The sequence below is a fragment of the Coprococcus sp. OM06-34AC genome, assembly GCF_003462545.1.
Lineage (GTDB): Bacteria > Bacillota > Clostridia > Lachnospirales > Lachnospiraceae > Coprococcus > Coprococcus aceti.
Window position 1 is genome coordinate 43,112 of the sequence record NZ_QTZF01000008.1, and the last position, 25,386, is coordinate 68,497.

Here is a 25,386-nt window from a genome sequence, read left to right on the forward strand (position 1 = left end):
AAGCTCGCATTTGGCATTCCCAAACACAAAACGTGATAATTCCCTTTCAAGTACATCCTTACAATCGGACCAGTTTTTTACTGAGAAAAAACATCCCCGACGACTTGTCTAATTCATCCATATATCCTCCTATATATGCAACCATCTACTTTCATTGAATTTCTTCTTGTTATTGATAGCTTTGCTGATTGCAATATCAATACTGGCTCTACTCTTCAGATGATAGTAATATAAATCAACAAACTTGGTATTCAGTCTATCAATTCGTCCTGCTGCCTGTTCCATAACCTTGTACGAGTAGTTCTGTGAGTAAAATATAATCGTATTGGTATCAACACAATTCCATCCCTCACACCCAGCCGTATACTGAACCAAATATACCCATCGCTCTGTATGTGGTATCTCCTGATGAGCATGTCCATTCCACTCAGCAAGCTCAAACCTGTCATCATCCCTATATATCTCAAATATACTCTTTAGTATCTCCAGCTCATAATCAAAGTTATAGAATATAATGCATTTAGGGTGTTTTTCATACAGCTCCAACACCTTAGTCTGTCGTGTTTCATCGCTATTTACTACTTTTCTCAGCAAATAACATAGCTCCGACGCATTCTCTATTGGTTTGTTCTCATATATATTCCATCTATCTTTGAATAATGACTTATACAGTTTCATGTCATACTCAGCGAAGACACCTTCATGATGCTGCACCGTAGATCGGTCAAATGGCATATCCACCAGCAGTCTCTCTCTGAGTCGTATAAGCCTACCAGTATTAACATATCTATCAATCTTTGGGAACTTGGAAAACCTTGAATATATAACATGCTCATGGATAAACTCCGTCTTATTTCTGTAAAATCCATTAGCCAAAAATACAGGCAAATAATCCATCCATGTATCTCCAGGTGTGGCGGACAGCAATATCCATTCATTCGATTTTGTTATCTTCAGAAAAGCCTTTACCCAGGTTCCGTAACCAACAACCCTCTGTTCATCAAATATAAAAAAAGCACCCCTAACATCAGAGTGCTTCTTTACATTATTCCAACTATCCACAACTATTTTGTTGCCGTTGGTTTTATTTAGTTTCGGGTTAGTTGACATCATAAATGGGGCCATCTCATCCTCCCATTCATGAGTATCGCGTTTTCTTGCAGTGGTTATAATATATAAATCCTTCGGTCTCTTTTTCACAGGATGATAGCCGGACTTATCAATCCGACCACCACTCTGCTGAAAAAAGTAATATAATCCCGTCCTACTCTTGCCAGAACCAGTGCCTCCGCATAATATACAGCCATTGTGCATCTTGGCGAGGGCTATCTGCTGGTGAGGACGCAGAAATTCTTTGTCTTTAGTCACCTTCCACTTCATGCCCTCCTTCATCGAGCTTATACTTTATCATAGTTAGAATGAGCTCAACACTAGCCCTTGTCCGCTCATGTAATATCATACGGTCCTTGTGATCGTCGTACCACTTAAATATCTCGGTTAAATCACCAGACCGCCATGAAAATGACCACCAATCGCAAATCATCTCAATAATATATTCGTCTGGCATGTCAAGTGCTATGGTACCCTCCTTTGGGTCGTCATTCACAAAAACCCAATACTGCCAATGATGTGGATTGACGTGAATATGATGAAGCCATGCGCGCCTAAACTCTTCAACTACTGCATAAGATCTGTTCCCACCATAGAAGTACTTGTCATAGGCATCATATTCCTCATCCGAATACTTTGATGTATCATGATTAAGCAGATTTTCTTTCAGGTTGGGATACTTGCTTATTTTGAGCACGTCATCGTAATTATCCAAAAGCCACGTATAAGCTTTCCTAACTGCAACCTTATGCTCTTTAATATATTTGTCATACTCCTTACTCATGCTTGTCACCTCCTTCAACCGGGTGAGTTAGGTTACGTTTAAGGTCTATACCCATCCGCTGTAAAGTCTCTATAAACATGTCCATCTCTGCAAAACTCACAAATCCTAAATATAAAGGTTCGCCATTAGGTGCATCCTTTGCTACAGCACCATCGTTATAGGTGAACTCACAGGTAGCAAGCTGCTTAGTCTCAGCCAAACCGACGCATACGCCCGTTACTGCTGTATCAAGATTGTTCCCAGACATCATAAAGCAAGCGCCTCCCCTCTATATGGAATCTGATCTACGTCTCCTCCTGGAAGGGTAACCGACTGCATCATCATCCCCGTTTCTTCATCAAAATATATATCGTCCAGCTTATGATCCCATTCCTGGAACTGCTCCAGCACATTGTAATTTCTCTGTTTTCTGAGATTGATAAGTTCGTCACTTATAAGACGTCTCCACTTACGTGCAAGAGGCTTTCTACTCTGGGCTAATATGTTATATAACCCAGACTCAGTAACAAAGCTGACCGATCTACTCTGCCCTGCAACTACCATTGGTAGTATCAGCTTTTCATCTGTCTCCACCATACCGAGCATATTCCAAGTATTTCCCGCGCTATAACCAACCATATCTGCTACATCTCTAGCACTGAACAAAGGCTCGTCCAACGACGAATATACGTCTAACTGCCTCTTATCAAAAGTAAGAGTGCCTACCTTATTAGTATTCATGTCACTCCTCCTTACCTGAGCTGTTTACACCCTCTTCCGGCGGAGTCATATATTTACTCATGTCCATGCCCCAAGGGTATTTGCCTGATCTTATACCTTCTTTCTTCTTCTTACAATCTGCTTCAGCTTCTTCTCTCTTCCGCTTATCTGTGACACACTTAGCAACCTTGTTGACCAGTTCTTTCCATTTCTTCCTAGTAAGCCCTGGCCATATTTTACCCTTTTCCTGACATTCATTGATCATACCTGCGATTTCATTCATGACCTCGTCTGAAACAGCCTGATCTGTTATCATGATGTCTTTCTTAGCATCTTTCTTATCCACAATATAATCTGTTACCGGTACATATTTCTTGAATACCTCATAGTAGTTGCCCTTATTACCGAACATCTTCTTGGCAACGGCCATGGCAAAACCTTTCTCAGGATCATAGATTTCACGTTTTCCAGCCCTAACCATGGTTTTGGTTCCGTCCTTCCAAAGTATGACAGTTACTCGATCGCTGAATATAACGTCCTTTATATTTGATCTAATATCACAATTCATAGTTGTTTCCTCCTTTATACATGCAACAGCGTTTCGTTTGTATAATTCTGTAGGTAAGCAATGCTGTCCGAGTATCTCACTGTTCAGGTGGTCTATTTCCATTCTATATACCCCGTTATAGCCAGATAATCCATACAGACCGTTTGCCCTTTTCATAGTTTCTTTTAAATTTGCTATAAAATCCTCTGGGTAATTCACGGATTTTACTCCGTATATGTCATTGAGCAACTTCTTTTTAGCAATGTTTACTTCGTTTTCTGCTCTCCGAAATACCTCTTTCATAAAATAATGCAGATTCGTATAAATTTCTCCACCTGGGGCCATTCGACGAATCATAGAGCCTTCGATAGGAATGTCGTAAAAATAGGCAATATCAAACCTAAAACTTGCCGAGGCATCAGGTCTATATACAAACCTTATATTATATGGTCCAATCCGCACATTGTTGCCCATTCCAACACTATATAGTGTTCTATCAACTGGATTTTTCAGCACCCAATCTGTGGCATCGTTAATGAACGTACTTATATCTCTCGCATATCTTGTCACGACAACAATATTCATAAAAATCTCCTCCTTAAAATATAAAAGAGACCTAGCGTATTGCTACGCTAAGTCTCGTGTGATCTATTCTTATATATTATTTGAATGGCAGTTCATCCTCATCGTCAGGTGCCTCTTCCTCTGCAAAACGCTGAGCAAACCTGTCAATATTCTGCACCACATACATATTCTGTAAATATGCGGCTCTACCACGTTTCTCGTTCTTAGTACCTTCCTGAGTTACCCAATCATATGGACGAATATCAAGATCAACCCTTGCGATGCTGATTCTGTCCAGAATCTCAACCTCATCTTCAGTAAGCTGCCTCCTGTTTTTACCGCTTGTTAAATATATGTTAGGACCAGAACGTCCAAACTTTATCTTCACAGATAGGTGCATTCTTGGTTCGTCCCCCGGATTTATACCATCTTTAATCTTGACATTCCATCCATCTGATGCCAGGGCATCCGCCATTTCTCTTGTCGGGATAACCAGTGCAAAGTTTCTATTACCCTCTGCATTATATGCACTTGGCTTTCCAGAAAAGTTCTTGAACATAATTGTTGCATTGTCTATAAACAATACGCCAGTTTTCTTTTCAATCTTTAATTCCATTGTTTATTCTCCTTTTTGTAAAAAAAAATAAAGAGAGTCTAAGTTTCCTTAGACTCTTCCTGCTTTTACTTATCTTTGTCTTTATTTTTTTCTTTATTTTTTTCAATTCCCATTCTAAAACCACTAATTGCACTTGGTATTCCCATTGGCCATAATATGGTAACAAATAGTGCTCTAAATAAGTACCCCCGTTTCATACCGGTTGCATACTCACCAACCATTTCCAGAGTTCCAAATATAGCCCCTATTACCAAATACATATTCATCAGTATTATCATAGTCATCACCTCCTCATTATAGAGGCTGTAATCTACGCGATACTCTGTTTGAACGGCATATCACCAGTTACCCCCGGTGGAATATACATAAAATCCATAGGCGGATCGGTGCATACATACGGATCATCCGAAGCAAACTGCTCAAAATCACCATACTTAGATATTTCTGATATTGCTGCATCTACCTGTTTTCTGTAGAATGACTTATCTATAGCGTTCTCTTTTCCGATCTGTCTAACCATCTCGGATTCGAGCCATCTGTAACCGGTCGATCCTGATGCCGCATAGTTCTTGCCATTATCCACACGATATAATACACCGCCATTCTCACCAACCAATATAGGAGTAAACTGACCAACCCTTCCTACAAACTGCAAGTTGTGACCCGGCTTAATATCCTCAACAAGTCTCTTAGCCTCTGGTTCAAACATTGTATCTGATATCTTGCCTTTCTTATAGTCACTCTCGAGTTTATCAAGCTGTTTCTCGAGCTCACTCACGTCTGGAAGTTTCTCATTGATATCCAAATATAAAGCTCCCTTGGATACTGAAAATGTCTCACACATATCGTCAAATACTATTGGTTCATGGCTAAACAGAGTCTTGAACACATATGGGACTGCGAACTGCTTACCTGTAGCTGTCCATTCTCCACCATGCTCAGTATTATCACCCGGTACGTATCCATACATCTTCTGACAATCCTCTGGGGACTTGTATTTTGCAATATATACCGCATCATTTACAAGACACATCTTTTCATATGTAGCCTCGTGCTCAAATGTATATCCGTACCTCTTACCAAAGTCCATAACGAACTTGATAATCTCCGGAGTGGCATCTGGTATCTTGATCGAGTCTGTCTTGATATGAGCAACCTTGAATCCACGCTCCATAACTGCATGCTTGAGATCTATCATGAACAGTGCTCCACGCTTTGCCACTATATTATCGACATTTCTATTATCCCTGAATGGATTATCAAAACCTGCGGCTGTCAAGCCATAAACTGAATTGATAGCTGTCTTGAGCGCATTTGCCAAGTCCTTATGACTCAGTTCGCCATTCTTGACTTTCTCAATATATGGTCTGAGCTTACCATCCATCATTTGGTCAACTTCATCCCATGCTTTATGTTTGATACTTACACGACCTTCAACAATATCACGGAATGCTCTGGTATATCTGACGCCGAATAAACATTCTGCAATTATTGTATGCGGATGCATTGAAGCAATATCAAGCAATGCTACGTTGCCATACATGCCAGGAAAACCCTGAGCAAAGCCGCCCTCTTTTGGGTCTTCCCCTCTGTACATTGACTTGCCAAATTCATGTGTATAGCCTGGGAAATATGGAAGCAAGCTATCCTCTTTGAACGGCACTTCTGCATGCGGAGGATTATGCGGTGCTGCCATCATCTCCGGACATGTATCTTTTAAGAATAACAGCACATCCGGCGGAAGCTCTTTCACGGGCTGTGACAAATCCCTATACATAAATTCGCTCTGTGGTTTTCTATTTTTACCAAATATAATTCTTGTAGTCAGAGTATTTGTTGTATCATTGGCTGTCATCTCTGCCAAATCTGCCAGAATCTGCCTTGCCGTCCAGTCTGCCTTCAAGTAATAGAACGCTGCCTCTGTGGATATAACATCGTTATCACAATACTCAGCAACTTTTACCCATAGTTCCTTCGGTACAGGCTTATCCCACTCCAATCCAAGCTCCTGGTGTTTGATCCTCAGTAATAACTTTCTGAGTTCATCACTTATCTTAGATTTTGGGTCGTGAGCAACCTTTGACATCTCTATCTCGAGCTTCTTCAAACTCTTTTTATTGGTAGACGATGCAAAATCATAAATATCAGTGTATGATATGTTATACGCCTCGCCAAAGAATGCGTTATTATCGTGATTTATTATCCTCTGTGATAATCTGTAAAGCTGCTCGTTGTCATACCCCATCATAATTGCAAACAGAATATGATTATCGTATCGTCTACAGTTAAATCCGATCAGCCTATACCCAGTTATCAACTTCTCAATATCTATAGGCTTTGGGTTGATCATACGAACCATCGGATTTCCTTCACCAGCAATCTTCCAGTTCACCAAGCATAAGTTCGGAAATATCTCTATATCATAAAATGCTATAGGTTTCTCCGTGTCCTCAGTATTTTCAGAAGGTTCATCCGACTTGAACTTCATTTCTTTTACCTGCTTAATACAAAAGTCTGCATTATTTGTACTTGACATGGCAAACGCCAGCACAGCGTCGAACATATCACTTACGTCATAATGCAGACCTTGATTATAAGCATCGTCTAATATTTGTCGTATAAAACAAATACTGGGCTTAGTAGCTGGGTGTATCTCTTTATTGAGATTCCTTTTTATCAGCTGTCTAAGCCCTCGCTCGCTCTTTATTTTATCTTTTCCTACCGTGTTTTTCTCCTCCTTCAAAGGTAATCCAGAGTTAATAGTCGCTATAGGAATATCGTTACACTTGGTAAGCATACGTCTTAATGAACTATTACCCGTAAATACCTTTATTTCAATATCCTCATCATAAATACGACTAAGCATTGAAACGTCCCCATCATAAATATAATGAAGATGTATGCCAGCTCCACTCTTACTGAGTTCTGCATATGTAGCAGGCCACTTACTTGCCGCTTCAAGATTTCTCTCGAAGGATTTTTTACCATCATCTCCTTTTTTATCGAAGTCTATACCTATCAGATTAGTTTTGACATCTTGGACTTTCACGTAATGCAGTTTATGAGTATCGAGCTCTTTCAGTTTAGTTTTACACTTATCCCACGATATCGTCGGAGTTTCGTTACTTGACGCATATTGCGCTGGACAATCTGCGAGTTCATCGTCAAGTAAACTATGTTGTTCTTTAAACCTTAACCATGCAGGAATACTCGTTTCAGCAACTTCCGTCTTCTCTGTAGGTTCTTCACGCTCAAAAATATCAGTCCTGAATCCAGTGTAGTAACTTCTTACTCTCGCACCATCGTCAAGTGCTATACGATCGGAATACTCTCTGAAATAGTTCTTGAGTTCTTCTTTGAAACTTCTCTGAGAATATGGATAAGGCACTTTTGCATCATCACAATACAGCTTGTACATCTCCCATGCCTCTTTGAGTGTTGTACTGTCATGTTTTTTGAACACATGATATGCACTCAATATGAAGTTATAGAAATCATTTGACGCTCCCAGCATCGCAACTGGCACATAGTCGTCATATCTTCCTGGATTTTCCAAATATACTTCCTTGCAATGCCAGGCAATAGCCCCAAGCTCAAACTTAACTTTTGCCATCGCCTCTTTGTATTCTTTTTGGCTGAGCTTATCCCCTGATGGAGATACATCTATCAGACGTCTTAACAAACCCGATTTACCATCGGTGATCCTTACTGGTTTGTTTGTACCCATGATAAGAAAACACTTAAAACTGTTTGTATATGTACTTTTGAACTTCTCGTTTACCGTCATCTGCTCATGTGACACCAAACTGTTTATCTTCGTGTTATCCTCAATCCTGGATAAATCGCCGTCATGCTCTATTGCTACAAGCGGATTTGATCTGAATGCCTCCAGTGCAAATACATTCGTAGCAGAACCCAATGCCTTTGAATCAAATACTGAATAATAACCATCAAATAGCATCTGAATAATATTCAAAACTGTTGATTTACCTGTTCCGGCGGCACCATATAACACTACAAATTTCTGAATGGTCTTGCTATCACCAGTTATGATCGAACCAATAGCCCATTCAATCTTGCGACGCTCCTCCTCAGAATATAAAGTAGATAATAGCTTATCCCATGATGAATAGTCGCCCGCCTCAAGAGGATACGGCAGTCGTTTACTTGCATAATCCTCTTTTCTGGCGGCATCATTTGAAAATATAAGTTTTTCATCCAACATATGGAACGAATCTCTGGACTGTTTCTGACAATATTTATGAAACTTATCAATCATTCCAGTATCGGCATCCCACATATACATAGGTTTTGCTAAATCGGTAAATCTGTCTCTATTCTCCTCATAATATGTTTTTATTTCCTGATCTATGAGACGGACAACAACTTCTTCATCAGTCGACCAAAGTTTACGTTCTTCGTCCCATATAGCGTAGAAATCCTGACCGCGAATCATGAGATCCTTACTCTTCTTGATGATGAATTTAGGATATATCTCAACCTCGCCACGTTTGGGCGATCTGGTTGCGATAGTCATAAAATCTAACATACTCACCACCCTCTCTTTTCATTATTTGATTCACGATATACCATCAAGAAACCAACACATCTGTATCCATATTTCCTCACGTCTGAGATCTTCTCGGCAATTTGGAATTATGAATAATCCGCCCTTGCCATCTCGGTCATATTTTCTGTCGAGAAATGTATCTGTTATCTCATGTACGAGTCGAACGTCAAAACATCTATCATGCATTCCCTGTAATCCCAGACTGGATATCATCTGCCAGAACCACTGACCTGTACGATTTCCTATCTGTGGATTATCCATGATCGTCCGCTCACATCTTAATGAAAGTGCAACCATCATTTCTAAGATATTACATGGCTCAGATACCAAGTCTGACATAGACGTATCATAACCGTTAGCAAACATGAATTCCTTGCGAAGATCTATACCATCACTTGCCCTATTCTCATCTCTTGCCATTACTGCATAGAATTCCTTAGAATATAAAAAAGAAAGCAGCTTATTGTAAGAGACTTCTCTACCAAACCGCTTTCCACAGACTATATTACATAGCCATTTGAAATAATCTTCTCGAAACTTATCCTCTAAATACATTAGTCCTCCTCTCCAGAGTTGCACTGAAGTATCTGATAATCCATCTCAAGGCGATCATTTCTTACATACACTACATCTGGCTCCTCTGGATTCTCACCGAAATGATCTATGAATTCTCTGCCGACTGTGTTGGCGATGTCGTCCACATTCACTCCATATGTATCAGTCAGAATATCGTCGCCATACCACATGAGTACTGTGCACTCGTTCTCTGCCTTATTACCATACTCTTCAGGTTCGATGGTATATGGAAGCATACTGTCATCTTTATCTTCCGCCAAATCATCATCTGCTGACTCGGTATCGTATGTATCCACAAGACCACAGTATGTTACGTTCTCCTCAGCTAACTCAACTTCCTCTTTTTTTTTACGCTGAAATACTTCCTTCACAGATGCAATCTCGTCATCTGCTATCTTTCTGTACTTTTCTCTTGCTATAAACCAAGAAGCCACAGCACCTACCGCAACTCCTAATGAAAATACCAATACTTTATTGTTCATATGTGTTCCTCCTACATGAAAACAACCCTCAGCGTCCTATAAACAACTGAGGGTAATCAAATATATCTCTGTACCAATCACCTGACCCGTAAGAGTCAAAACCTCTTCATGCACATACGTAATCTGTAATAGGTCCGTCTACATTGAAGTCTAGCACTACCGCCTTCTCGTACCCATTGACAAACCTACGTGTAGCTGAATTATTGACATCAAATATGCCAAAATCTACGAAATTATCACCATTTGGATTCTTTTCATCATATATCCAACCGACCTCATGACCAATCTTTGTCTGCTGAAATCCCAGCATTTTAAATACATCGTTTAGATATAGATAACCCTGATCTTTGAGTTTATCGTTAGCCCAGTTCTGTTGCTGTCTGAGAAACCATAACGTCTGCTCTGGATCATCATCCCATCCGGTATTCCCGCATTCGTATATCCTTGCATATGGTGATAATGTGTTTGGATCAATGACATCATATTCCTCCGTAACCACTGTCTGAGTACCATCTTCATTCTGCACCACAGTCTCCATGGTATTGTGCTGGATATTGTATCTGAGTTCCTGATCCACTTCTTTTCCGAACTTCTCAACAACTCTGTTTCTATACTCTTTGAATGACTTATTTACAGTCATATAAGCCGTAGCAAGAGCTGCATTTCTCTGTCTGAGGATTCGGTTGGACGTAATCATACTACCGATGGATAAGGCACCAAGTAATATGGATGGCCCATAGAGCTTCGTAAGCTCCCAACCAGTCTGCATATAGATAGTTGTAAGGTCCTTCTTACAGTCCTTCATCGTGTACTCTGTCTCTTCGCCGTCTTCGATAGCCTTGATATCTTCATGAACAGAATCGAGCTTTTTATGGGAATCCTCCATAACGTCGTCAAGTTTTCTTGTAGCCACGCATGCCCATATTGCACTGCCTACCGTACCTACTACTCCAACGATCATACATATCTCCGGGCTATGCTGCCTGGTCTTAAATATAGCTTTATTGGCTGCTACTGCCATCTTTGATAAGAATTTACTCTTCATTTATATCGTCCTCCTTTTTTGTTGTGTTAGCAGCAATCTCACCTCCGAGTGCTGCATAACCGCAAATATCAATATAGTTATCATCCTTATATACGCCACTTGAGTTTCTGGCTACTTTCATAAGGATCATCATATTGGCAACATCTGTGCTGTCGATTGAAGTATTAAGATATGTGCTCCAAAATGCAGCTATGCTTGTAAAGTTATCCTCTGCATTGCCATACGTACCCTGTCGTTCACCATTTATAATGGTTTTTGCCTTATCTAAAATACCATTCTTATCCATGCTTTACCTCCTGAGTGCCTTTGCTCTAGGCAACTTTATGTAATATCCGTCTCTTATGCGGACCACCTCTGCGTCTCTGAGGCTTGTCCATCCATAATCGTTGTATGTATAATCACACGTAACGCCTGCCAGATCATACATATCACCTATCGATACCTGATGATACTCGTCAAGAATATCTTCCATATGTGCCAGTACATCTTCTGCTGATCCACGATGCTCAAATATCAAGTCGTCGTAGTCACTATCAGATCTACTATCCACGTATCTTCGTTCTCTTGACGAATCGCTATATGACCTGTATGACACATAATCCGATCGCAAACTACCCGATTTCTTTGTATGTCCGGTCTCGCCATACAGAATCATGTCAATACCATTGGTAACAATATCCGATATAGCTTTCTTAAATGCCGGGATAAGAACCTCAAAAACAACATACGACTTTACATGCTTCACGTCATCACTAATGATTGCGTCCGTGAGTTTTCGACCCTTGTTCTCTTTTCGTACGACCTTTCCAGAAACAACTTTCTGTACTTCTTTCTTATTCGGTTCTTCAGCTTTTTTCTCTGCCTCGATTCTAGCTCTATGGGAATTACTTGGTAATTTAACTTCAGCCATAGTCTCCTCCTAACTAACCTTTAACAGCTTACCTGGCAATGTTATCTTTGTATTTGCTGTTCGGTTATTATATTTTTTAAACTGGTAACTAAGATTGCTCTTAGCTTTTGCCTCTGATGGAGCCTCAGTCTGCCCTGTCCAGTTGTTGACTATGCACCTATCAAACTCCATCACTGGACCTCTGTATAAATATCTTGCCATAGGCATGCCCTCCTTTATAACAACGCGGTACGTGCTATACCGGGTGAACTGTTTGCTGCTATCGACGATGATATGGACTGATATATCTTGGATATGTTACTCAAATCTGTGTTGTATTTCTCCAAAATATCATCCAGATCATTGTTGAACTTAGTCAGCACAGCCTCTTTGGCTTCCTTGCGTATTTCATTGGAAAGTCTATCCCTGTCTATCTTTGCTACCTCTGTGGCAACCCTTGTCTTTACAGCAGCACTTACATCTGAATATGACTTGTACACCTCATCAGATACCTGTTTGCTGATGTCAGCCTTTATTGCACCTATTGCTTCTTTTGTTGCTGACGTTACCGCCTTGACTGCGGCTTTATCAGCGGCCTTAGCAACCGCCTTATTTACAACAGTTTCAGACAACTCTATCTCAGATGAATCAATTACCTGATCGACAGTCCTATCCAGCTTTCTTGCAAGTTTTCTCATTTTCAGCGTAGACCCAATAGCAAAGCCTGTGCCAATAAGTCCTACTACCACACCCAGCAAACTACCCGCATTTATTTCTATCTTCATGATGTTTCCTCCTAAAAAATATGCAAAATAAAAAGGAGAACACCTTGTAATAAGGCATCCCCCTTGCTTTGACTATGTCGTAAATAACTCTACTTAGCCTTCTTCATGTCGACAACTGTATCTTCGTCCTCGTCGATTTCATCTTCTGGCTCAGGCAGTTTCTCAACCTTGTAACCCTTCTTCTCCAGATTCTTGATCCTCCTCTGAAGTATCTCATTTCTTCTTGATATAGCAAATGCGACTAATCCGCCGACTGCTGCTATTCCAAGTCCAATAACGATTCCTCCAGCTGTAGATCCGCCTTCTGTTGAATCAGTGTTATCATAGTTTGACTCGCTAACCTCGTTTACCTCATTCTCCATCTCTGTGTTCATGATTTCTTCGTTGTTCTCCATAGTTTTATCCTCCTAAAATATAATTTATTTGACTTATAGTCTCATAATATGACTTGTAATTTTCGCGAATTTGCATCAGTGATACATGGAATATTCGTACCTCGGAGCTACACGATAGCCTATTCCAAGACACGGACGACCATCCTTTGCAATATCACCAGTGATATCTAGCTGAATGAGCCCATCTCTACTTACATTCCAGCCAATCTCATCACCGATTGATGTCCTTTCCAACCCAATCTTATCGTAGAAGTCGTTCAAAGATACATAGTCACAACTATTCAGTATCTCATTCAGGTCATTTACTGCTGCGCGAAGTGTTTCTCTGTCAGATTTAAAATATCTTTGAGATATATAATCCAGACAAAGCTGCTCTCCGTCCCCCGCTACGATAACCTGTGTATTTGGTGCTGGTGCTTTCTCGATTTTATCTTTAACAACTGCCTTTGCTATCTCTTTCTCTTTTTCCTCACCAATAGTCTCGATCACCTTGTTCTTATACTCATGCAATGCTGCTTCAGACATAGAGTATGCTGTAGCTATAGCTGCATTCCGCTTAGCATTCACATTGTTGGCACATATAATACATACCACTGATGTGGTGAACGATATAGCTGTTGGAATGTAGCACTTCCACGTTGCCTGTACGATTTCTTTCTTTGTGAGCTCCACTTCTACAGGAATATCTTCGACCTCTTCCTCCATGAGCTCGTTTATCTTAGCCTCTTTTACCTCTTCGACTTTCTTATTTGCAGCTATTGTGCCTTTGATAGCAAATATAACTGCACCTGCTGCTGATGTAATACCCAAGCCTATCAGTATTGCAGGGCTATTTTTTCCAGCTTTGTTAGCCATTTTATTCATGACTTTCGTAAATTTATTCATCGCAATTCTCCTTCTCGATTCTATTCATGGCTTCGTTTACCTTAGCCTCGACCATTTCCTCGGTCTGCTTCTCCTGCACATGATCTGACAACATGGATATGCCAAAACTTAACACTGGTACAACCATGCCTAATATTTTTAACCATTTGTTATTCTTCATTAGCTAATCCTCCTTATTCTTCAGCAAAAGATGGTAACATGTCACCATATGGTTCGGATACATACGATGCATCTCGCCACTCCTCTAACGCATCTTCATCTGGTCCGTATAAATAATCCAACATATATACAGGCTCGCCGTCTTTTTTCTCTTTTGTTTTTGTATGAGCCATATCAATCCAATACATACCACTGTCGATACTCCAACCGATGTCATTCCCATTCGGGACTGGCGGAAGTCCTAGAAACTCTAGCCATTCGTTAAATACCACGTACCCGCGTAATACATAATTTCGATTTATATGGTATTCAGCGTCCATAAGTTCTCGTTCATACATGTCAAAGTACCGTCCGGTAACAGGCTCACAAAAATGAAATATCTTGTCAGGTGTTGTATTATTGATTTGGTGATAATCGTAATATTTTCTCGAAATATCGCTCATTATCTCCTTATCAACATCTTCGCCATATCTCTTTACAACTTCCCCACGATACTGCGCTAAGGTTTCCCTTACCATTGTGTATGCCGCCATAAGCTGTGCCTGTCTCTGATGGCTAATGACATTTGAACCAATGATACAAGCAATAGTAGATGCTGCAATAACACCTGTTGGAACATATACTGGCGTAACAATAACTATTTTCTCCTTGACCGTCAGCGGTTCGCCTTTCCGAAGCTCTTCTTTCTTCAGCTTTCTCATGGCTTTGGGTGTTTCTTTTGCCGCAAATATACCTGTCGCAATAACACCAACCGCGCCTAATAGTGTTAATATCGTGGGTGAGTGTTTTCGCACAAATATCTTTGCACATGGTACTAATCCTTTCATATAGATTCCTCCTTTAAAAATGTATTTATAAAAAATAAAAGACCCAATGCATTAAGCACTGAGTCCCCTATAATTATCTTCTTCTGTTTATCAGTTTGACAATTAACCAGATAATAAATCCTATACATACAATCACATCGCTGAATACCAATATGAATACACTACCACCTACACTGACGGCAATCACTGTAACTGCTATTAAAATCAATGCGATCATTAGTAACAGTAATATTAAAAACATAATTGTCACCTCCTTCATTATAGAGGCCGTAAAACTCGCGAATCCAAAAATAAAAGTGAGAAATCTATGATTCCATAGACCTCCCACCTTTGTTCTAATGATTCCGCCATACATCTTCTCTAGCGAAAAACATCGGTATTGCTATAGCTGTCAAGAATACTGAACCTGTTCCATCTCCAGTAGCTAATATTGCTATAAGACCTACTAGTAACATGCACAATGCAAATATCTTATTACGCCATGTCCGCTGTAAGTTCATAACTATACGCTCCCATAATGTCAGTTTTCGTTCTTTTGCTAAAGTCCTCATCTGTCATTCCTCCTTAAAATATATGTTCATAAAGGGGGATGTAATTTTCGCGAATTATGTAAGATCCATATAAAAACGTTTATAGTATGTCATTGTCTTGGTAGTTATATGAATGTATACCCTGGCACAGGGTGCAATGCCAATATACGATTCATACCCAAAATAATTAGTCAGCATAACCATGTCTCGAATAGTTACTCTTGAATCGCCCCGCAACTTACTTTTCGCAGTAGATAAATCTACTTGCCAGATATCAGCTAGTTGTTGATATGTTAAATGCAATTTTTCCTTCATATCGAGCAGTACATCTATAAGTTTTTCTGTTTCTGTATTCATTTCAAATATCCCTCCTATCAAAACAGGTCTCCCATCTTGCTCTTGGTAATGGCTTCATCCGTAATGCATGCATGATTTGCCTTACCGTCACTGTGGGATAATGTCCATCACTACGCAATCCGGCACGGACATCAAAAAATTGCTTAAATCCTTCTGCAAGATATATGCTATCTACCAACCACGGATCTATCTCGCCCCACCAAGTTCGCTTTGTATCAGGATCGTATCTTTGCTGGATGACTGCCAATCCCAGATTCTCTATCAAATATAAAGTACACTGGTCATATACTGGATGATCACAAGCATATATAACCCCATACATAGATGTATAGTGCCTTGGCTTTTCATAGTGATATCTCATGTTTTTCAAACTCCTTATTGAAATCGAGACCGTCCTTATATCGCGTAACCATGTCCAGAGCATTACTGGTGGTAATATATATCATTCGAGGTTTTATCTTTTCTGGCACATGCTCAGACAACTTACGTAATGTTTCTTTTAATTCTTTGCTTATATTCATTATGTTTTCCTCCTAAAATAAAAAGAAAGAGCCCTTGCTAAGAGCCCTCTCTCATTTTGGTTCTGTCCTAATTACTTTCTTTTAAAACTTGTAATTTCACGCCACGCAGCTTTTCCTGATTCAGTTGAAGGTATGTTTCCCTCCGTTTCGAATTTGACGTTTGTTATGACCCCCCAGATCAAAAGCCCAGTATTAGCCAGTATTCCAAGTCCTGTCAGAGCATGTCCGACCCATCTACTGTGCTTTTCAGATTTATCTGATTCAGCTTTAAGTGCAAGCTCAGCTTCACTCTTAGCTCTATCAGCCTCAATCTTCTCAAGCTCAATGTATTTGTCGGTAAGCTCTCCAATTCCTCGAACTGCTGGATTGTAGTCTTCTGAATTCATATCGATATCATTCAAAGCGTCAATCTCTTCCAGAATCTCACCTTTCAACTTCTCCTTAACTTCCTGCATAGTAAAATCCTCCTTAAAATATAATTTTCCTACATTACCATAATAGAGTCTGTTATTTGCGCGAATCGTCCCTGAGCAAAATGATACGTTTCTTGTCCAATAAAAGTTTATTTGTTGGGATCATAACATGTACTGAATATCGTTCTGGCTCATTCTCTGGGTCTGTCTGTTCCATTGAAAAACGCCCATATACACTCTTCCTGTCGCGTATATAATCTACAATACAAGTTACTACAATAGTTCCAAAGACTATTGCCACACAATCCAACCACCACATACTATTTCCTCCTTCCTTGGGTTATATAAATATAACTTGTTTCTCCGTCACCTGCGTACGGAAAAAGAAAAGTGTAAGAATCGAACTTACAACCTACAGTGGATAAACCTCTGTTGCTCTGCCAATTGAGCTAACTTTTCATTATAGGAGTTGTGATTTTCGCGAAAATAAAAAGAGGACTCCATGTGGAATCCTCGTCTTTTCTACTTACTATAAATCTTCTCTTCAAGTCCTGCTACCGTTCCCTGTAATTCTATCAATGTGTCTGTAAGTAACTCGATTAATTCGTCCTGAGCTTTAACCTTAGTCTCCAACTCGCTTACTTTCCCAATTAACTCGCCTACTTCGCATTTTAACTTGATATAATTATTCTCGTCCATAATAGTTTCCTCCTTAAATGAAAGTTTATTGTTTCATTATAGGAGTTGTTATTTTAGCGAAACTACTTTAAAACTATAATTTTTCTAACTTTCTTCTCACCGTCAAAGTATTCTACTACCATAGTTCTATCCATTATAATCACCCCTTCCATTCAATATGTAAGGCAATTATAATACCGAATAAATATAAAACAAGACTTGACAACAGAAAAAAACAAAGGAGTTGCTGTAAAAATCCTTAGCAACTCCCGCTTTCCAACTAATACCTAGTACTAAAAAAGTATTTCATATGTATGACTATCGTTGTCATAATACACAAGCATTTCAAAATCATACTCGTCAAAAAAGATCTCAACCTCCAAAGAATTTTTACATATTTTTGTGAGCTTTGTAGTTGTTTTCCCATCCGGGTCAACAACCGTTATCCCCCAATTATGTGTGTTCTTTATAAAGTTCACATCAAAAATTTGAATTTCTTCAATGTCTGGTATATTTAACCCAAGACTTACATACCTATTCTCCTCTGATACCAAAATAGTTGACACGTTAGTTTTTACTTTCATAACTAATCCTCCTTCGTTTTTATCGAACCTAATGGTTTCATTATAGGAGTTGTTATTTTCGCGTCTTATTTAGTATCCAGAAGAACTTTCTGTATCTATCATAATACGTATCTTTTGAACAAGGGATGTCCATACGGGTAACCAACGTATTGTACGACACCCCCTCTGTCACGCCATGCAAAATGTAATCAGCAAGTTCCTCATCCGCTTGCTCAGCTGCATCTCTTATAAGGTCCATACGTTCTGAGAAAAACGCTTTTGCCTCAGCACACTTCGCTGTCGGATCACCATGCATATACGTTCTACCTATACTTGCAAGTGCATCAGGTCGCTGACTCAATCCGTCTAATGAAATATAAGCACTGTGCCATATTGGATACTGTAAACAAAAATGCTTGAGTTCATAGTATCTGTGCTTCTCAATCCAATACTTACTATTTTGTGAAATATTAGCTCTTATTGTTGTACTCATATCTTTCGTTCCCCCTTCCAAACATATCCTGTCTCTTCATACAATTTCTTTGGAGAAATATAGAAGTTGATACGTCCATGACTTATCCTTAGATCATCCAGTTCTGTTACAACTTTTCCATCTCGAGTCGCTATCCCTATTGGTAGCCACCCTTTGATAATCCCAGCACGAACCCAAGTAGCATCTTTATGATATACTTTGGCTGCCACAGCTACCGGGACCGATCCAGCTATGAATTCAATTATCTTTTCTTCTGTACCATCCATCTGAGTACCTCCTTTCACCCACAATTCTAGGCTACCAAATACCAGTTTGTTAAACGGACTCAAGTGGTAAAATTTTCCAGCTATTTATCTTTTCCAAAATCTTTCTTCCATTCCTTGATGGTCGTCTCTGTTGGATAGTCCTCAAACCCTAAAGTGTCCGGCGTGATCAGTCCTTCGACTACTCCATTGATAATCTCCGCCTCATATTGTTTGAAAGGAAAAATATCTTCGGTAATACTTCTGTGCACTTTGCCACAAACCCTACACTTGTAGCGCTTTATGTCTATATATCTGCTTTTATGTCCCCGCAACCGTACTATACGCTTGATTTTATCGTAATATCGTAGTTCTCCCCCACATTCTGGACAAAATTTTGCTCCGTCAAGAATCATAAAATACCCCATTTTTCTAATCTAGGATACGAAATGGAACCCTAAATTTCGGCAATTGTACTAATTGTAAGATCGTACATCTTAGTATATGCTAACACCCACAATCTTACTCAGAGAGGAGAAATAAAAATGCTTATAAAGTGTCCTGAATGCGAACTACAAGTGAGTGATAAGGCAATGAATTGTCCACATTGCGGATATCCCATAACAAGCAGTACTCCTGTTAGGAAAACTTCAAAAAAGAAACACCCGAAACTGCCAAATGGTTTTGGACAGATCTCGGAATTGAGTGACTCAAGACTTAGAAATAAATATAGAGTAATGGTTACCGTAGGACGGGATACTGTAACTATGAGATATAAGACAAAAATACTAGGCTATTACCCAACATATAACAAAGCCTATGCTGCCTTGGTGGAATATAATAAAAATCCGTATGATCTGGATAATGATATTACCGTTGCTGAATTATATGAAAAATGGTCCACTCAGTATTTTGAAGAATTAAAAAGTCCATCGAGTGAACGTACAATAAAAGCCGCTTGGAATTATTGTTCATCTATCTATAATATGAAAGCTCGAAATGTACGTGCAAGACATATTAAGGGATGTATGACCGATGGTATATACGAATATCGCGGTCAGATAAGGCATGCCTCCCCCGAAACCCAAAGTCGAATTAAATCCATGTTTAATCTGATGTTTGACTATGCATTGGAATATGAGATTGCAGATAGAAATTATGCCAGAACCTTCAATATTCCTGATGATGTACAAAAGGCAAAAACAAAACAAACCTCTGGGCATATACCATTTACCCAGGCAGAAATGGATAAACTCTGGGACAACTTATATAAGGTGCCGTACATTGATATAGTCATAATTCAATGTTATTCAGGATGGCGTCCTCAAGAATTAGGGTTAATTAAACTTGAAAATGTAGATCTTGAAAATGGATACATGATTGGCGGCATGAAAACTGAAGCTGGTGAAAATAGAACAGTTCCAATTCATTCAAAAATAAAAGAACTTGTCGCAGCAAGATATAACCAAGCTAAAGATATGGGGAGCGAATATTTGTTAAATTGTACAGACACCGTAACGCATAGGTATTCTTGGAAATTAACATATGATAAATATAGGCATCGTTTTGACAAGATTCGTGATCAGTTAGAACTTAATCCAGATCACAGAGCGCATGACCCAAGAAAACATTTTGTAACTATGGCTAAAAAAGCTGAAGTAGATCAATACGCGATCAAGTACATTGTAGGGCATAAGATAGATGACATAACAGAGCGTGTATACACACAAAGAGAACCTGAGTGGTTGAAAAGCGAAATAGAAAAAATAAAATAGGATGCGATTTTGCTGTACGAATAATGTTGTAGGAACAGTGTAGGAATATTGTACGAATAGACTACTATTTTGTACTTTTTATTCCTACACCATACCATTAAAAAGCCTTATTTTAAGCCAAATATTAGAACTTACCAGCGTTAGCAGCTTCCTCAACACTAACAGCTACAGCAACTGTAGCACCAACCATAGGGTTGTTACCCATTCCGATAAGTCCCATCATCTCTACGTGTGCAGGAACTGATGATGAACCAGCGAACTGTGCATCACTGTGCATACGTCCGAGAGTATCTGTCATACCGTATGAAGCAGGACCTGCTGCCATGTTATCTGGGTGAAGTGTACGTCCTGTACCACCGCCTGATGCTACTGAGAAGTACTTCTTACCCTGCTCGATACACTCCTTCTTGTATGTACCTGCAACTGGATGCTGGAAACGTGTAGGGTTTGTTGAGTTACCTGTGATAGATACACCAACGTTCTCCTTGTGCATGATAGCAACACCTTCCTGAACATCGTCAGCGCCGTAGCACTTAACTGTTGCACGGATACCATCTGAATATGCCTTCTCGTATACTACATTGAGCTCAGCCTTCTTGTAGTCATACTTTGTCTCAACATATGTAAATCCATTGATTCTTGAGATGATCTGAGCTGCATCCTTACCAAGACCGTTAAGGATAACTCTAAGAGGTTTTTTACGAACCTTGTTAGCCTTCTCAGCGATACCGATAGCACCCTCAGCTGCTGCAAATGACTCATGACCTGCTAAGAAACAGAAGCACTCTGTCTCCTCCTCAAGTAACATCTTACCAAGGTTACCATGTCCAAGACCAACCTTACGATGATCTGCAACAGAGCCTGGTATACAGAATGCCTGAAGACCCTCGCCGATAGCTGCTGCTGCGTCTGCTGCCTTTCTGCATCCCTTCTTGATTGCGATTGCTGCACCTACTGTATATGCCCAGCAAGCATTCTCAAAACAAATTGGCTGAATACCCTTTACCTGATTGTAAACGTCAAGTCCAGCGTCCTTTGTGATCTTCTCAGCTTCTTCGATTGAGCTGATTCCATAGCTGTTAAGTACAGCGTTTATCTGGTCTATTCTTCTTTCATATGATTCAAATAATGCCATTGTCTCGTTCTCCTTTCCTCTATTTCCGACTACTCTTTACGTGGATCGATGATCTTAACAGCGCCCTGCTCTGGCTTAACACGTCCGTATGAACCTGAAGCCTTCTCCCAAGCTGTGTTAGGGTCATCACCCTTCTTGATAAAGTCAGTCATCTTTCCAAGAGAAACGAACTGATATCCGATAACTTCGTCATCTGCATCAAGTGCTATTCCTGTTACATAGCCCTCTGCCATCTCAAGGTAACGAACACCCTTAGCCTTTGTTGCATACATTGTACCAACCTGTGAACGAAGACCCTTTCCAAGATCCTCAAGTCCGGCACCAACTGCAAGTCCGTCATCTGAGAATGCACTCTGTGTACGTCCGTATACGATCTGAAGGAATAACTCTCTCATTGCTGTATTGATAGCATCGCACACAAGGTCAGTGTTGAGAGCCTCAAGGATTGTCTTACCCTGAAGAATCTCAGCTGCCATAGCTGCTGAATGTGTCATACCTGAACATCCAATAGTCTCGACAAGAGCCTCCTCGATAACACCCTCTTTTACGTTAAGTGAAAGCTTGCAGGCACCCTGCTGTGGTGCACACCAGCCTACACCATGTGTAAAACCAGAGATGTCTTTGATTTCCTTTGAGTAAACCCACTTTCCTTCTTCTGGGATAGGAGCTGGCTCATGCTTTGCACCCTTTGCTACAGGGCACATGTTTTCAACTTCCTTAGTGTAAATCATTGTGAAACTCCTTTCAAAATATGAATTCTTAAAAGCGGTTCCGAATTCTCTAATTCAAACCATCAGTGGTATTTTCTCACAAAACAGTTATGAAGTCCATAGCTTATTGAAAATTTTTGTCGCATTTGCGTGTACTTTATCAAGTACAGCGCGCCTTATTGAGAAAGTTTTTAACAAGGCACAGTTGTCAGGGTTCATATGTCCGCTTATATCATTTGACCGTAACCATATTCACTTGAACATATGTATTTATCTGATATACAATACTTCTGTCAGAGCACATTCAACCCAGACATGCGCCGCTTCAGACGCTGCTCAGATACATGATATAAAAAATAAAAACGGAGGTTTTCAACATGAGATTTATAGATATGCACCTTCACACCACCGCTTCCGACGGCTCCTGCACCCCATCAGAGGTGTGCCAGCTTGCCATTGACAGGAATCTTGCAGCGATCGCCATAACCGACCACGACACAGTGGACGGCGTAGCAGATGCAATCACATATGCAGATAACTGGAACAGCACTCTTCCTCCGATCCAGAACAGTGATTCCACCAACTGCTCTGGCTTTTCTGACAGCAGTGACCATCATATCGAGGTAGTTCCCGGCATAGAGATGTCCGCCATCTACAACGGTGTGGAAATCCACATTCTGGGCTTCTATATGGACTACAAGAACCCTGAGCTCATCTCCCGTCTTGCCGCCATCAAACAGGCCAGATACGACCGAAACGAGCAGATGTGTGAGAGATTCCGCGCCGACGGAATAGACATGACCATGGAGAAGCTGCAGCATGGCAATCCTGATACTGTCGTCACAAGAGCTCATTTTGCCAGAATTCTCATAGCCGAAGGCGTATGCAGGGACATGAACCAGGCGTTCAAAAAGTATCTGGGCAAGAAATGCAAATATTACATTCCAACACCAGACACACCGGCCGCCGATGCCATAAGACTCATAAGAACCTACGGCAAGGCTGCCTTCATCGCCCATCCCCTCATATACGGATTTGGATATAAACAGATAGAGGACATGCTTGAAGAACTGAAGCCATATGGCCTTTCAGGGCTTGAGGTCTACCACTCTTCCAACAATGCCTATGAATCCGGAAGGCTTAGGGAGATCGCCAGAAAACACGGGCTCCTCATATCAGGAGGTTCCGACTTCCACGGCGCAGCCAAACCCGACATATCCGTGGGAACCGGAAGGGGCGGCCTTCGGATCACGGAAGCTGTATTTCAGGATATAAAAAAAGCGGTCACTGTATAATGACCGCTTTTTTATTTACTCTGATGATACCTTTATTATATCTTTGACTTCTTATCCTTATCATCATCTGTGACTGTTGATGATCCCTGCTTCTCAAGCTCTGCAACAGCGCTCTTGTGCATCGGTATACGACAGTTCTTGTTGTTACCAAACTCTACGATGATAGTTGAATCATCAACCACATCAAGGATGGTTCCGTAGAAACCACTGGTTGTCATGATATTATCACCAGGCTCCATCTGTGAAAGCATCTGGTCTGTCTTGGCCTTCTGCTTCTTCTGTGGTCTGATCATCATGAAGTAAATGATTGCAGCAAATATGGCAATATATACAACAATAAACATAACTGATGAACCGCCACTGGCCTGTGTTCCTGTTGACGATGATAAAATTGTTGAAAGTGAATTCATTCTCTGGTCTCCTTTTTGATTACTCTTCTCCACCAGCAAGGCTCTCAAGCATCGATTTCTTATATGACTGATATCTTCCTTCTTCTATAGCCTCTCTGATGTCTTTCATCATATTATTATAAAAATACAAATTATGCAAGACGCAAAATCTCATACCGAGCATTTCATTTGCCTTGAGCAGGTGTCTGATGTACGCTCTGCTATAGTGCTGGCATGCAGGGCATCCGCAGCCCTCCTCTATAGGTCTGTCGTCTGTCTCAAATCTCGCATTCTTGAGATTCATCTTGCCATGCTTCGTGTACACATGGGCGTGTCGTCCATTTCTGGATGGATATACGCAATCGAAGAAATCAACACCTCTGTCGACCGCCTCAAGTATATTTGCAGGGGTTCCAACACCCATGAGGTATGTCGGTCTGTCCTCAGGCAGATACGGAACGGTCACATCGAGTATGTGGTACATCTGCTCTGCTGTCTCTCCTACTGCAAGTCCTCCTATGGCATATCCCGGAAGATCAAGCTCGCTGATTCTCTTGGCGTGATCTATTCTGATATCCTCGTATATGGCACCCTGATTGATTCCAAACAATAGCTGATTCTTGTTGATCGTATCCGGCAGACTGTTAAGTCTCTCCATCTCATTCTTACATCTGACAAGCCATCTGGCTGTTCTCGCAACAGAATTCTCCACGTACTGTCTGTCAGCCAGTGCAGGGGCACACTCGTCAAATGCCATGGCTATTGTAGATGCCAGATTCGACTGTATCTGCATGCTCTCCTCAGGTCCCATGAATATCTTGCGTCCATCGACATGGGAATTGAAGGTTACGCCCTCCTCCTTGATCTTCCTGAGTCCCGCCAGGGAGAATACCTGGAATCCGCCTGAATCAGTGAGTATCGGTCTGTCCCAGTACATAAACTTATGTAAACCGCCCATCTGCTTGACTATCTTATCCCCAGGTCTCACATGGAGATGATATGTATTTGACAGCTCGATCTGACATCCTATGTCCTTGAGATCCGTTGTTGCCACAGCTCCCTTTATGGCTGCCGCCGTTCCAACATTCATGAACAGAGGTGTCTGCACTGTTCCGTGAACAGTCTGAAATTCAGCTCTCTTTGCCCTTCCATCCTTACAAAGTATTTTGTACATTGTTATGTAAACCTTTCTTTTTCATTCTTCCGAATCTTACGCTATACTTTAGCGTACTCTTTATAATGCACCATTTAAAGTATATTTGCAAGCAAATTTACAATCCACAGGCATTTACCGCCGAACTTGACCACATACCGGATGAATACGAGGACTTCCGATACAATGCAGGCAGATT

At 40.5% G+C, this 25,386-nt stretch carries 35 protein-coding genes and 1 tRNA gene; 2 read left to right on the forward strand and 34 right to left on the reverse strand.

The window, feature by feature from the left end; all coding sequences use genetic code 11:
- Nucleotides 1–129 precede the first annotated feature (129 nt).
- The 30 genes from DXB91_RS12710 to DXB91_RS12845 form a co-directional block, all read right to left on the reverse strand.
- Complete coding sequence (locus tag DXB91_RS12710; protein ID WP_118018321.1) at nucleotides 130–1,380, reverse strand: DEAD/DEAH box helicase family protein; 1,251 nt, start codon at nucleotides 1,378–1,380, stop codon at nucleotides 130–132.
- Entirely contained in the window at nucleotides 1,361–1,894 is a 534-nt protein-coding gene (locus DXB91_RS12715; protein ID WP_118018323.1) for a DUF5662 family protein, read from the reverse strand. Before DXB91_RS12715 ends, DXB91_RS12710 begins: the two co-directional genes overlap by 20 nt.
- Nucleotides 1,887–2,144: a hypothetical protein gene (locus tag DXB91_RS12720; RefSeq protein WP_118018325.1), complete on the reverse strand. Its 258-nt coding sequence runs from the start codon at nucleotides 2,142–2,144 to the stop codon at nucleotides 1,887–1,889. Before DXB91_RS12720 ends, DXB91_RS12715 begins: the two co-directional genes overlap by 8 nt.
- Nucleotides 2,141–2,614: a BRO-N domain-containing protein gene (locus DXB91_RS12725; protein ID WP_118018327.1), complete on the reverse strand. Its 474-nt coding sequence runs from the start codon at nucleotides 2,612–2,614 to the stop codon at nucleotides 2,141–2,143. Before DXB91_RS12725 ends, DXB91_RS12720 begins: the two co-directional genes overlap by 4 nt.
- A gap of 1 nt (nucleotide 2,615) precedes the next feature.
- The gene (locus DXB91_RS12730; RefSeq protein ID WP_118018330.1) at nucleotides 2,616–3,725 is read right to left on the reverse strand and encodes a hypothetical protein; all 1,110 of its coding nucleotides are present in this window, start codon (nucleotides 3,723–3,725) and stop codon (nucleotides 2,616–2,618) included.
- 76 nt (nucleotides 3,726–3,801) lie between these two features.
- On the reverse strand, nucleotides 3,802–4,320 hold the full coding sequence (locus tag DXB91_RS12735; RefSeq protein ID WP_118018332.1) for a hypothetical protein: 519 nt from the start codon (nucleotides 4,318–4,320) through the stop codon (nucleotides 3,802–3,804).
- A 65-nt stretch (nucleotides 4,321–4,385) separates the two neighbouring features.
- The gene (locus DXB91_RS12740; RefSeq protein ID WP_118018334.1) at nucleotides 4,386–4,598 is read right to left on the reverse strand and encodes a hypothetical protein; all 213 of its coding nucleotides are present in this window, start codon (nucleotides 4,596–4,598) and stop codon (nucleotides 4,386–4,388) included.
- A 32-nt stretch (nucleotides 4,599–4,630) separates the two neighbouring features.
- Nucleotides 4,631–8,869 (reverse strand): DUF5906 domain-containing protein, encoded by a 4,239-nt coding sequence (locus DXB91_RS12745; protein ID WP_118018336.1) that lies wholly within the window; start codon nucleotides 8,867–8,869, stop codon nucleotides 4,631–4,633.
- Between the two features lie 30 nt (nucleotides 8,870–8,899).
- Nucleotides 8,900–9,445 (reverse strand): hypothetical protein, encoded by a 546-nt coding sequence (locus tag DXB91_RS12750; RefSeq protein WP_118018338.1) that lies wholly within the window; start codon nucleotides 9,443–9,445, stop codon nucleotides 8,900–8,902.
- Nucleotides 9,445–9,948, reverse strand: coding sequence for a hypothetical protein (locus DXB91_RS12755; protein ID WP_118018340.1), 504 nt, complete (start codon nucleotides 9,946–9,948; stop codon nucleotides 9,445–9,447). The genes DXB91_RS12750 and DXB91_RS12755 overlap by 1 nt, the downstream gene beginning before the upstream one ends.
- Before the next feature lie 106 nt (nucleotides 9,949–10,054).
- Complete coding sequence (locus DXB91_RS12760; protein ID WP_199413836.1) at nucleotides 10,055–10,993, reverse strand: DUF6353 family protein; 939 nt, start codon at nucleotides 10,991–10,993, stop codon at nucleotides 10,055–10,057.
- A complete protein-coding gene (locus DXB91_RS12765) occupies nucleotides 10,983–11,279 on the reverse strand; it encodes a DUF6378 domain-containing protein (protein ID WP_118018342.1) in 297 nt (98 codons plus the stop codon). The genes DXB91_RS12760 and DXB91_RS12765 overlap by 11 nt, the downstream gene beginning before the upstream one ends.
- Nucleotides 11,280–11,282: 3 nt before the next feature.
- Nucleotides 11,283–11,903 carry a hypothetical protein gene (locus tag DXB91_RS12770; RefSeq protein WP_118018344.1) on the reverse strand — a complete coding sequence of 207 codons (621 nt, stop codon included), beginning with the start codon at nucleotides 11,901–11,903 and terminating at the stop codon, nucleotides 11,283–11,285.
- A gap of 9 nt (nucleotides 11,904–11,912) precedes the next feature.
- A complete protein-coding gene (locus DXB91_RS12775) occupies nucleotides 11,913–12,104 on the reverse strand; it encodes a hypothetical protein (RefSeq protein WP_118018346.1) in 192 nt (63 codons plus the stop codon).
- Between the two features lie 14 nt (nucleotides 12,105–12,118).
- Nucleotides 12,119–12,667, reverse strand: a complete 549-nt coding sequence (locus DXB91_RS12780) for a hypothetical protein (RefSeq protein WP_118018348.1) — start codon at nucleotides 12,665–12,667, stop codon at nucleotides 12,119–12,121.
- 89 nt (nucleotides 12,668–12,756) lie between these two features.
- Nucleotides 12,757–13,062 (reverse strand): hypothetical protein, encoded by a 306-nt coding sequence (locus DXB91_RS12785; RefSeq protein ID WP_118018350.1) that lies wholly within the window; start codon nucleotides 13,060–13,062, stop codon nucleotides 12,757–12,759.
- Nucleotides 13,063–13,137: 75 nt separating this feature from the next.
- Nucleotides 13,138–13,947 (reverse strand): DUF6353 family protein, encoded by an 810-nt coding sequence (locus tag DXB91_RS12790; protein WP_118018352.1) that lies wholly within the window; start codon nucleotides 13,945–13,947, stop codon nucleotides 13,138–13,140.
- On the reverse strand, nucleotides 13,940–14,107 hold the full coding sequence (locus tag DXB91_RS14205; protein ID WP_158564619.1) for a hypothetical protein: 168 nt from the start codon (nucleotides 14,105–14,107) through the stop codon (nucleotides 13,940–13,942). The genes DXB91_RS12790 and DXB91_RS14205 overlap by 8 nt, the downstream gene beginning before the upstream one ends.
- Before the next feature lie 13 nt (nucleotides 14,108–14,120).
- Nucleotides 14,121–14,933, reverse strand: coding sequence for a DUF6353 family protein (locus DXB91_RS12795; protein WP_118018354.1), 813 nt, complete (start codon nucleotides 14,931–14,933; stop codon nucleotides 14,121–14,123).
- Between the two features lie 335 nt (nucleotides 14,934–15,268).
- Nucleotides 15,269–15,484: a hypothetical protein gene (locus DXB91_RS12800; RefSeq protein WP_118018356.1), complete on the reverse strand. Its 216-nt coding sequence runs from the start codon at nucleotides 15,482–15,484 to the stop codon at nucleotides 15,269–15,271.
- Nucleotides 15,485–15,538: 54 nt separating this feature from the next.
- On the reverse strand, nucleotides 15,539–15,820 hold the full coding sequence (locus DXB91_RS12805) for a transposase family protein (RefSeq protein WP_118018358.1): 282 nt from the start codon (nucleotides 15,818–15,820) through the stop codon (nucleotides 15,539–15,541).
- Between the two features lie 344 nt (nucleotides 15,821–16,164).
- Entirely contained in the window at nucleotides 16,165–16,341 is a 177-nt protein-coding gene (locus tag DXB91_RS14210) for a hypothetical protein (protein WP_158564620.1), read from the reverse strand.
- Nucleotides 16,342–16,412: 71 nt separating this feature from the next.
- A complete protein-coding gene (locus tag DXB91_RS12815; RefSeq protein ID WP_118018362.1) occupies nucleotides 16,413–16,796 on the reverse strand; it encodes a hypothetical protein in 384 nt (127 codons plus the stop codon).
- A gap of 52 nt (nucleotides 16,797–16,848) precedes the next feature.
- A complete protein-coding gene (locus DXB91_RS12820; protein WP_118018364.1) occupies nucleotides 16,849–17,073 on the reverse strand; it encodes a hypothetical protein in 225 nt (74 codons plus the stop codon).
- A gap of 65 nt (nucleotides 17,074–17,138) precedes the next feature.
- Nucleotides 17,139–17,213, reverse strand: a tRNA-OTHER gene (locus tag DXB91_RS12825).
- 63 nt (nucleotides 17,214–17,276) lie between these two features.
- Entirely contained in the window at nucleotides 17,277–17,453 is a 177-nt protein-coding gene (locus DXB91_RS14215) for a hypothetical protein (RefSeq protein WP_158564621.1), read from the reverse strand.
- Between the two features lie 272 nt (nucleotides 17,454–17,725).
- On the reverse strand, nucleotides 17,726–18,016 hold the full coding sequence (locus DXB91_RS12830) for a hypothetical protein (protein ID WP_118018366.1): 291 nt from the start codon (nucleotides 18,014–18,016) through the stop codon (nucleotides 17,726–17,728).
- 52 nt (nucleotides 18,017–18,068) lie between these two features.
- On the reverse strand, nucleotides 18,069–18,488 hold the full coding sequence (locus DXB91_RS12835; protein WP_118018368.1) for a hypothetical protein: 420 nt from the start codon (nucleotides 18,486–18,488) through the stop codon (nucleotides 18,069–18,071).
- A complete protein-coding gene (locus DXB91_RS12840; protein ID WP_118018370.1) occupies nucleotides 18,485–18,754 on the reverse strand; it encodes a hypothetical protein in 270 nt (89 codons plus the stop codon). Before DXB91_RS12840 ends, DXB91_RS12835 begins: the two co-directional genes overlap by 4 nt.
- An 80-nt stretch (nucleotides 18,755–18,834) precedes the next feature.
- Entirely contained in the window at nucleotides 18,835–19,146 is a 312-nt protein-coding gene (locus DXB91_RS12845) for a DUF6431 domain-containing protein (RefSeq protein WP_118018372.1), read from the reverse strand.
- A 129-nt stretch (nucleotides 19,147–19,275) separates the two neighbouring features.
- On the opposite strand from DXB91_RS12845, the gene DXB91_RS12850 reads away from it, so the two are divergent.
- The gene (locus DXB91_RS12850) at nucleotides 19,276–20,505 is read left to right on the forward strand and encodes a tyrosine-type recombinase/integrase (RefSeq protein WP_118018374.1); all 1,230 of its coding nucleotides are present in this window, start codon (nucleotides 19,276–19,278) and stop codon (nucleotides 20,503–20,505) included.
- A gap of 124 nt (nucleotides 20,506–20,629) precedes the next feature.
- Here DXB91_RS12850 and DXB91_RS12855 read toward each other — a convergent pair whose 3' ends face one another.
- Nucleotides 20,630–21,640: a GGGtGRT protein gene (locus DXB91_RS12855; RefSeq protein WP_004853826.1), complete on the reverse strand. Its 1,011-nt coding sequence runs from the start codon at nucleotides 21,638–21,640 to the stop codon at nucleotides 20,630–20,632.
- Nucleotides 21,641–21,669: 29 nt separating this feature from the next.
- Complete coding sequence (locus DXB91_RS12860; RefSeq protein ID WP_004853825.1) at nucleotides 21,670–22,371, reverse strand: iron-sulfur cluster assembly scaffold protein; 702 nt, start codon at nucleotides 22,369–22,371, stop codon at nucleotides 21,670–21,672.
- A gap of 356 nt (nucleotides 22,372–22,727) precedes the next feature.
- On the opposite strand from DXB91_RS12860, the gene DXB91_RS12865 reads away from it, so the two are divergent.
- Nucleotides 22,728–23,645, forward strand: coding sequence for a PHP domain-containing protein (locus DXB91_RS12865; RefSeq protein ID WP_118018376.1), 918 nt, complete (start codon nucleotides 22,728–22,730; stop codon nucleotides 23,643–23,645).
- Nucleotides 23,646–23,680: 35 nt separating this feature from the next.
- Here DXB91_RS12865 and yajC read toward each other — a convergent pair whose 3' ends face one another.
- The gene (yajC, locus tag DXB91_RS12870; protein ID WP_015533108.1) at nucleotides 23,681–24,055 is read right to left on the reverse strand and encodes a preprotein translocase subunit YajC; all 375 of its coding nucleotides are present in this window, start codon (nucleotides 24,053–24,055) and stop codon (nucleotides 23,681–23,683) included.
- A 19-nt stretch (nucleotides 24,056–24,074) separates the two neighbouring features.
- On the reverse strand, nucleotides 24,075–25,208 hold the full coding sequence (gene tgt, locus DXB91_RS12875; RefSeq protein ID WP_015533107.1) for a tRNA guanosine(34) transglycosylase Tgt: 1,134 nt from the start codon (nucleotides 25,206–25,208) through the stop codon (nucleotides 24,075–24,077).
- Between the last annotated feature and the right edge of the window lie 178 nt (nucleotides 25,209–25,386).

What these genes read in the sequence shown, in the direction of transcription:
- DXB91_RS12710 (WP_118018321.1), bottom strand. Translation starts at nt 1,380, where the DNA reads ATGAAGTGGAAGGTGACTAAAGACAAAGAATTTCTGCGTCCTCACCAG.
- DXB91_RS12715 (WP_118018323.1), bottom strand. Translation starts at nt 1,894, where the DNA reads ATGAGTAAGGAGTATGACAAATATATTAAAGAGCATAAGGTTGCAGTT.
- DXB91_RS12720 (WP_118018325.1), bottom strand. Translation starts at nt 2,144, where the DNA reads ATGATGTCTGGGAACAATCTTGATACAGCAGTAACGGGCGTATGCGTC.
- DXB91_RS12725 (WP_118018327.1), bottom strand. Translation starts at nt 2,614, where the DNA reads ATGAATACTAATAAGGTAGGCACTCTTACTTTTGATAAGAGGCAGTTA.
- DXB91_RS12730 (WP_118018330.1), bottom strand. Translation starts at nt 3,725, where the DNA reads ATGAATATTGTTGTCGTGACAAGATATGCGAGAGATATAAGTACGTTC.
- DXB91_RS12735 (WP_118018332.1), bottom strand. Translation starts at nt 4,320, where the DNA reads ATGGAATTAAAGATTGAAAAGAAAACTGGCGTATTGTTTATAGACAAT.
- DXB91_RS12740 (WP_118018334.1), bottom strand. Translation starts at nt 4,598, where the DNA reads ATGATAATACTGATGAATATGTATTTGGTAATAGGGGCTATATTTGGA.
- DXB91_RS12745 (WP_118018336.1), bottom strand. Translation starts at nt 8,869, where the DNA reads ATGTTAGATTTTATGACTATCGCAACCAGATCGCCCAAACGTGGCGAG.
- DXB91_RS12750 (WP_118018338.1), bottom strand. Translation starts at nt 9,445, where the DNA reads ATGTATTTAGAGGATAAGTTTCGAGAAGATTATTTCAAATGGCTATGT.
- DXB91_RS12755 (WP_118018340.1), bottom strand. Translation starts at nt 9,948, where the DNA reads ATGAACAATAAAGTATTGGTATTTTCATTAGGAGTTGCGGTAGGTGCT.
- DXB91_RS12760 (WP_199413836.1), bottom strand. Translation starts at nt 10,993, where the DNA reads ATGAAGAGTAAATTCTTATCAAAGATGGCAGTAGCAGCCAATAAAGCT.
- DXB91_RS12765 (WP_118018342.1), bottom strand. Translation starts at nt 11,279, where the DNA reads ATGGATAAGAATGGTATTTTAGATAAGGCAAAAACCATTATAAATGGT.
- DXB91_RS12770 (WP_118018344.1), bottom strand. Translation starts at nt 11,903, where the DNA reads ATGGCTGAAGTTAAATTACCAAGTAATTCCCATAGAGCTAGAATCGAG.
- DXB91_RS12775 (WP_118018346.1), bottom strand. Translation starts at nt 12,104, where the DNA reads ATGGCAAGATATTTATACAGAGGTCCAGTGATGGAGTTTGATAGGTGC.
- DXB91_RS12780 (WP_118018348.1), bottom strand. Translation starts at nt 12,667, where the DNA reads ATGAAGATAGAAATAAATGCGGGTAGTTTGCTGGGTGTGGTAGTAGGA.
- DXB91_RS12785 (WP_118018350.1), bottom strand. Translation starts at nt 13,062, where the DNA reads ATGGAGAACAACGAAGAAATCATGAACACAGAGATGGAGAATGAGGTA.
- DXB91_RS12790 (WP_118018352.1), bottom strand. Translation starts at nt 13,947, where the DNA reads ATGAATAAATTTACGAAAGTCATGAATAAAATGGCTAACAAAGCTGGA.
- DXB91_RS14205 (WP_158564619.1), bottom strand. Translation starts at nt 14,107, where the DNA reads ATGAAGAATAACAAATGGTTAAAAATATTAGGCATGGTTGTACCAGTG.
- DXB91_RS12795 (WP_118018354.1), bottom strand. Translation starts at nt 14,933, where the DNA reads ATGAAAGGATTAGTACCATGTGCAAAGATATTTGTGCGAAAACACTCA.
- DXB91_RS12800 (WP_118018356.1), bottom strand. Translation starts at nt 15,484, where the DNA reads ATGAGGACTTTAGCAAAAGAACGAAAACTGACATTATGGGAGCGTATA.
- DXB91_RS12805 (WP_118018358.1), bottom strand. Translation starts at nt 15,820, where the DNA reads ATGAATACAGAAACAGAAAAACTTATAGATGTACTGCTCGATATGAAG.
- DXB91_RS14210 (WP_158564620.1), bottom strand. Translation starts at nt 16,341, where the DNA reads ATGAATATAAGCAAAGAATTAAAAGAAACATTACGTAAGTTGTCTGAG.
- DXB91_RS12815 (WP_118018362.1), bottom strand. Translation starts at nt 16,796, where the DNA reads ATGCAGGAAGTTAAGGAGAAGTTGAAAGGTGAGATTCTGGAAGAGATT.
- DXB91_RS12820 (WP_118018364.1), bottom strand. Translation starts at nt 17,073, where the DNA reads ATGTGGTGGTTGGATTGTGTGGCAATAGTCTTTGGAACTATTGTAGTA.
- DXB91_RS14215 (WP_158564621.1), bottom strand. Translation starts at nt 17,453, where the DNA reads ATGGACGAGAATAATTATATCAAGTTAAAATGCGAAGTAGGCGAGTTA.
- DXB91_RS12830 (WP_118018366.1), bottom strand. Translation starts at nt 18,016, where the DNA reads ATGAAAGTAAAAACTAACGTGTCAACTATTTTGGTATCAGAGGAGAAT.
- DXB91_RS12835 (WP_118018368.1), bottom strand. Translation starts at nt 18,488, where the DNA reads ATGAGTACAACAATAAGAGCTAATATTTCACAAAATAGTAAGTATTGG.
- DXB91_RS12840 (WP_118018370.1), bottom strand. Translation starts at nt 18,754, where the DNA reads ATGGATGGTACAGAAGAAAAGATAATTGAATTCATAGCTGGATCGGTC.
- DXB91_RS12845 (WP_118018372.1), bottom strand. Translation starts at nt 19,146, where the DNA reads ATGATTCTTGACGGAGCAAAATTTTGTCCAGAATGTGGGGGAGAACTA.
- DXB91_RS12850 (WP_118018374.1), top strand. Translation starts at nt 19,276, where the DNA reads ATGCTTATAAAGTGTCCTGAATGCGAACTACAAGTGAGTGATAAGGCA.
- DXB91_RS12855 (WP_004853826.1), bottom strand. Translation starts at nt 21,640, where the DNA reads ATGGCATTATTTGAATCATATGAAAGAAGAATAGACCAGATAAACGCT.
- DXB91_RS12860 (WP_004853825.1), bottom strand. Translation starts at nt 22,371, where the DNA reads ATGATTTACACTAAGGAAGTTGAAAACATGTGCCCTGTAGCAAAGGGT.
- DXB91_RS12865 (WP_118018376.1), top strand. Translation starts at nt 22,728, where the DNA reads ATGAGATTTATAGATATGCACCTTCACACCACCGCTTCCGACGGCTCC.
- yajC (WP_015533108.1), bottom strand. Translation starts at nt 24,055, where the DNA reads ATGAATTCACTTTCAACAATTTTATCATCGTCAACAGGAACACAGGCC.
- tgt (WP_015533107.1), bottom strand. Translation starts at nt 25,208, where the DNA reads ATGTACAAAATACTTTGTAAGGATGGAAGGGCAAAGAGAGCTGAATTT.